The sequence below is a fragment of the Gilliamella sp. Nev6-6 genome, from assembly GCF_001690605.1.
GTDB lineage: Bacteria > Pseudomonadota > Gammaproteobacteria > Enterobacterales > Orbaceae > Gilliamella > Gilliamella apicola_C.
The window spans coordinates 1-4,794 of the sequence record NZ_LZHP01000014.1; the positions used below are offsets into that span (position 1 = coordinate 1).

The 4,794-nt window shown below is 40.9% G+C and carries 4 protein-coding genes; all 4 read left to right on the plus strand.

Annotated features, from left to right (window positions below):
- Positions 1-3,060 (plus strand): hemagglutinin repeat-containing protein (locus tag A9G42_RS01705; RefSeq protein WP_179854583.1); only part of this gene is annotated, 3,060 nt, incomplete at its 5' end.
- A complete protein-coding gene (locus tag A9G42_RS01710; RefSeq protein WP_176700668.1) occupies positions 3,057-3,362 on the plus strand; it encodes a contact-dependent growth inhibition system immunity protein in 306 nt (101 codons plus the stop codon). The genes A9G42_RS01705 and A9G42_RS01710, both read left to right, overlap by 4 nt.
- A 64-nt stretch (positions 3,363-3,426) precedes the next feature.
- On the plus strand, positions 3,427-3,723 hold the full coding sequence (locus A9G42_RS01715) for a hypothetical protein (RefSeq protein WP_065652459.1): 297 nt from the start codon (positions 3,427-3,429) through the stop codon (positions 3,721-3,723).
- Positions 3,716-4,794: VENN motif pre-toxin domain-containing protein (locus tag A9G42_RS01720; protein WP_065652460.1), on the plus strand; the 1,079-nt coding region annotated here is incomplete at its 3' end. The genes A9G42_RS01715 and A9G42_RS01720, both read left to right, overlap by 8 nt.

The following is a 4,794-nucleotide window of genomic DNA, read 5'->3' on the forward strand; positions in this document are numbered from 1 at the left end:
AGTGTTAATATCCGAGCGGGTAAAGACGTGAACATCAAAGGCAGCGAAGTCATTGCGCAGCGTGATATCAAACTGCAAGGTGAAAACGTCAACATTGAAGCACTAGATGCCAAAACGACGTATAAAGAAGAGTATAAACACCAAAAATCAGGGCTTACTGTGGCGGTAACGGGTACGGTTAGTGATATGTACAACGCTAATCAAACCCGAGAGCAAGCCAAAAAACAGACTAACGAAAAAACCAAAGCGTTAATGAATATCAAAGCGGGGCTACAAGCGGGTAATGCGGCGTTAGAGACAGGTGCGAATTTACAAAATGGGGTACCTGAGGCGTCGATTGGAATTAACCTTAGCTTGGGTAGTGAAAAAACCAAGCGCACGGTAAACCAAGAGCAACATACGGTAGTGAGTAGTGGTATATCAGCGGGTCATAATGTCAGTATTATAGCCACGGGCAATGGACAAAAAGAGAGCGGCGATATTAATATCATCGGCAGTCAGGTGTCAGCAGGACATGATGCGATGCTCAAAGCCAACCATGATGTTAACATCGTAGGTCAAGAAAACACGAGCAAAACTGACACGAAAGAAAAGAGCAGCAGTGGCTCGGTGGGTGTGGGTTATAACTTTGGTGGACAAAAAAATGGCTTTAATATCTCAGCCAATGCGAGCCATAGTAAATCTCGAGAAAAAGGCAATGGTACCGACTGGACAGAAAGCGTGGTTGAAGCGGGTAATAAGCTCACAATCATAACGGGGAACGATGCTAACATTATTGCAGGACAAGTTAAAGGTGATAGGGTGGTTGCCGATATTGGTCATGACCTGAATATCGAATCAAAACAAGACAGCGATGAGTTTCATTCTAAAAGTACTTCTGCCTCGGCAGGGGGTAGTATCTCAATGGGCGGAGGCGGTAGTGCCAATGCATCAGCGAGTAAAACTAAAATGGACAGCAACTGGCAAAGTGTTACTGACCAATCGGGTATTTTTGCCGGTAAAGGTGGCTTTGACATTAAGGTAGGCAACAACACCGACCTAAAAGGGGCGGTCATCTCCTCGGAAGCCGAAGACCCGAGCAAAAACCGCCTTGATACGGGCACAATAAGCTTTAGTGATATCGAAAACAAAGCGGACTACAAAGTCAGTAGCAGCAGTGCTGGCATTAGCTCCAGTGGCATGCCATCGATGCCAACCAGTCGTAACAAGTCAGAGAAGGCAAACTCGACGACGCAATCTGCGGTATCAGAAGGCACGATTATAATTCGCAACAAGGACGGACAACAACAGGATATTGATGATTTAAGCAGAGATACCGAGCAGGCGAGTAACGAGCTCAAACACATCTTTAGCAAAGAAAAAGAGCAAGACATCATCGACCAAACACGCTTAGTGAGTGAGATTGGCGGTGAAACCTTAACCATGCTCAATCATATCGACCGCATAAGCGCAGAATCTGCAGCGAACAAAAAGCTAAAAGAAGAGCAAAAAAAAGCGAAAGAGCAAGGCCTCGTTTTAACCGACGAGCAGGAACAGAAAATCTATGAAAAGGCCTACAACAATGCGATGAACGAAGGGATGTCAGCGATGGGCAGTGACACCCGTCAAGGCGTTGAAATGGCGGTTAACATTATTAATGGGCTAATCACGGGCGACATGACAGGGGCTGTTGCGGGGGCATTAGCACCGAAGATAGCCACCATAATCAAACAACAGACAGAAGGAAACACCGTCGCCAACACAATTAGCCATGCTATACTGGGCGCAGTGGTTGCTGAGCTACAAGGCAACTCAGCCTTAGCGGGAGGTTTAGGGGCAGCAGCGAGTGAACGTAGTGCTGAAGTCATAGCGGGCATTTTATATCCGGATAAAGCAGTCACAGAGTTATCGCAAGAAGAGCGACAAAAAATCAGCGCACTATCCCAACTAGCTACAGGTCTTGCCATCGCAGCATCTGGTGGAGATATCCAAGATATGAATACGGGGATTGCTGCGGGGAAAAATGCGGTTGAGAATAACTTATTAAGTAATAAAAGTGGCGTTGAAAAACTTGATAAAGAGAGTAAAAAGCTTTATGAAAAAATCAAAGATATTGTCGGTTATGATGAAGTAGATAAATTGCAGCAGCAATATAACGATTGTAAAACAGAGGAGTGTAAGGCGAACGTTTATAATCAGTATATACAAAAAGAACAAGAAGCAGGACGAAGATTAGTTGATTTATATAAAACAGGGAAGCTATCAGAGGATGAATATTACCAGTTAGTTACATGGTATTCTGACACAATGCTTGAAGGAATAAAGCAAAGCCAGATTGACAATAGTAAAAATCATTCATTTGTTGATTGGGATATTAATGATGCATCAGCGTGGGATTGGACAGCATCAAACATTATTAACAATCCTTATTTAAATGAGATAAGGAGTTTAATTTTACTTGATAAATGGCGTTCTGAAGGTTTATCTGAATCAGAGATACAAGAAAGATTTATTAAGAATGGAATTCTCGATTCGTTTGGTTCAGGACCTGAAGTCAATAAAATTATTCATCAGGTTCGTAATGGTGGTTTAAGTTTAGAGGATGGGTTAAAATTAGCCTCGGCTGCAGCATTTAGTAAGTTCACCGATAAAACTGCTGGTGCTGCTGGAAAGGTGGCAGACGACAATTATAGTCGAATTGTTCCTGGTGGAAGTCTTTCTGCACATGAAGCTGCAGGAGGACATTTAATTGCAAGACATGTAGGTAAAACAGAACAGGAGTTATTAGATAGAGTGTCTACTGGAAATGTTAAAACAGCATCTTCTTTTACTGATAGAGCGATAGCAGAATCAGTTACAAGTAAAGCGATTGAAGCAAATCAATCTAAAATAGATGCTTATCTAGCTGGAAACCAAAAAGGTTATTTAGAAATTGAATATAAATCATCATCACCAATAGGAATTAGTGTCTCGAAAGGACAAACAAATGTAAGTAAAGTGTCAAATGCTAGAATAATTATAGCTAGAGATTCTTCAATGCCTAATGGTTATAGAATTGTTACGGGGTATCCTACACCATGATAATAGCAACAGAAAAATATCCTGCATTATCTTATTATTTGAGATGTTATTTAAATCAAGATTTTGAAGAGATCTTTGGAAGTGCTGATAAAGCTTTAGATGCTTACAGGAAAACAGAAACAATTAATGAACAAAATGAGATTATTAAAGAAATTCGATCATTGTTAGAATCTTCTTATAGCGAGAAAGAACTACAAAAGATTATATTAGATGACATTGATTGTAATTATTTTTATCCAAATGAATGGTCATCTTGTCGAAATTGGTTGTTAAATATGCTTTTAAAATTAAAAAATTCATGATACCAATTTAGACGCGAAAACGACGTATCAAGAAGAGTATGAGCGCAAAAAATCAAGGTTAACTGTGGCGGTTACTGGCACGGCGAGTGATATTTACAAAGCCAACCAACCCCGAGAGCAAGCGAAATTTGATAAAGAAAAAGAACAAACCCGACAAGAAATTGTCACCAACTTAAAAGACTTAGGCGCCCAGATTAAAGACCTAAAAGATGCCATGGATAAACAGAATAACAATGGCAATGAAAACAAAATGGGCAGTGACTTTAATAAAGGGGTTGATTCAGCCATTACCATTGTGACAGGCATGATGACAGGTGACATCGCCGGCGGTTTAGCGGGCGCCCGCCCCATGGTTGGCTGAACAAATCAAAATACAGGCGGGCGATAATGAAGCCGCCCGCTTAATTGCCCACACCATATTGGGTGCAGCTGTTGCCGAACTACAAGGCAACTCAGCCTTAGCGGGAGGTTTAGGGGCAGCAGCGAGTGAACGTAGTGCTGAAGTCATAGCGGGCATTTTATATCCGGATAAAGCAATAACAGAGTTATCGCAAGAAGAGCGACAAAAAATCAGCGCACTATCCCAACTAGCTACAGGCCTTGCCATCGCAGCATCTGGTGGAGATATCCAAGATGTGAATACGGGGATTGCTGCGAGTAAGAATGCAGTTGAGAATAACTTCGCAGCAGTTGTAGTTAGAGCTGGAGGGATGATTTGCGTAAGAATTTCGGTTTGCGCAAACTATGTTGCTGGAACAGGTTTAGCTGCATTATTAGGTATATCTGTGGTTAATAGCCTTAGTGAGAATGATAAAACTAATGCTATTAATGCGATTAGAAGTGGTGATTCATTTGCTATAGCTAGTTTGACTGAAGAACAAATAGATTTTCTAAATAAAAATAAAAATGATTTTCTTATCGCTGATTTTGCAGACAGAATACCGCTAATTCATGGGCAAGAAAGTAATTCAAGTACTTCACAAAACAACGGCGTTGGTGGCTCTTCAGACAGTAATAATATTGCTGGCTCTGGAAGTGTTGTCGCTGGAGGAGCCCCAGGATTACCGCCTGATGATGACGGAGATAATGATAAGCGACAAAATGAAAATAGCCAAAAATATCAAAAACAAAAACAAAAACAACAAGAGCGATTTGACGAATTAAAAGATATCTACGATAAAAATAACCCTACCACAGATTTAAAAATTGATGGGCAAACTATTCGGCAAGGTGCTAATGGAAATCGTTACTCCACTCGAATTTACGAAAGCCAAAATTTGACCGATAAACAAATATATAATTATGCGGAGGAACTAGCTGGACAGCCATTAACCAAAGTTAGAGATGGTATTTATACAGCACGATTACAAGATGGTACAAATATTACATTAAGAAATGTATCGAGCTCTAATACAGGTGCTCGTTGGACTAT

Coding starts and splice junctions, on each gene's coding strand:
- A9G42_RS01710 (WP_176700668.1), top strand. CDS start 3,057: ATGATAATAGCAACAGAAAAATATCCTGCATTATCTTATTATTTGAGA.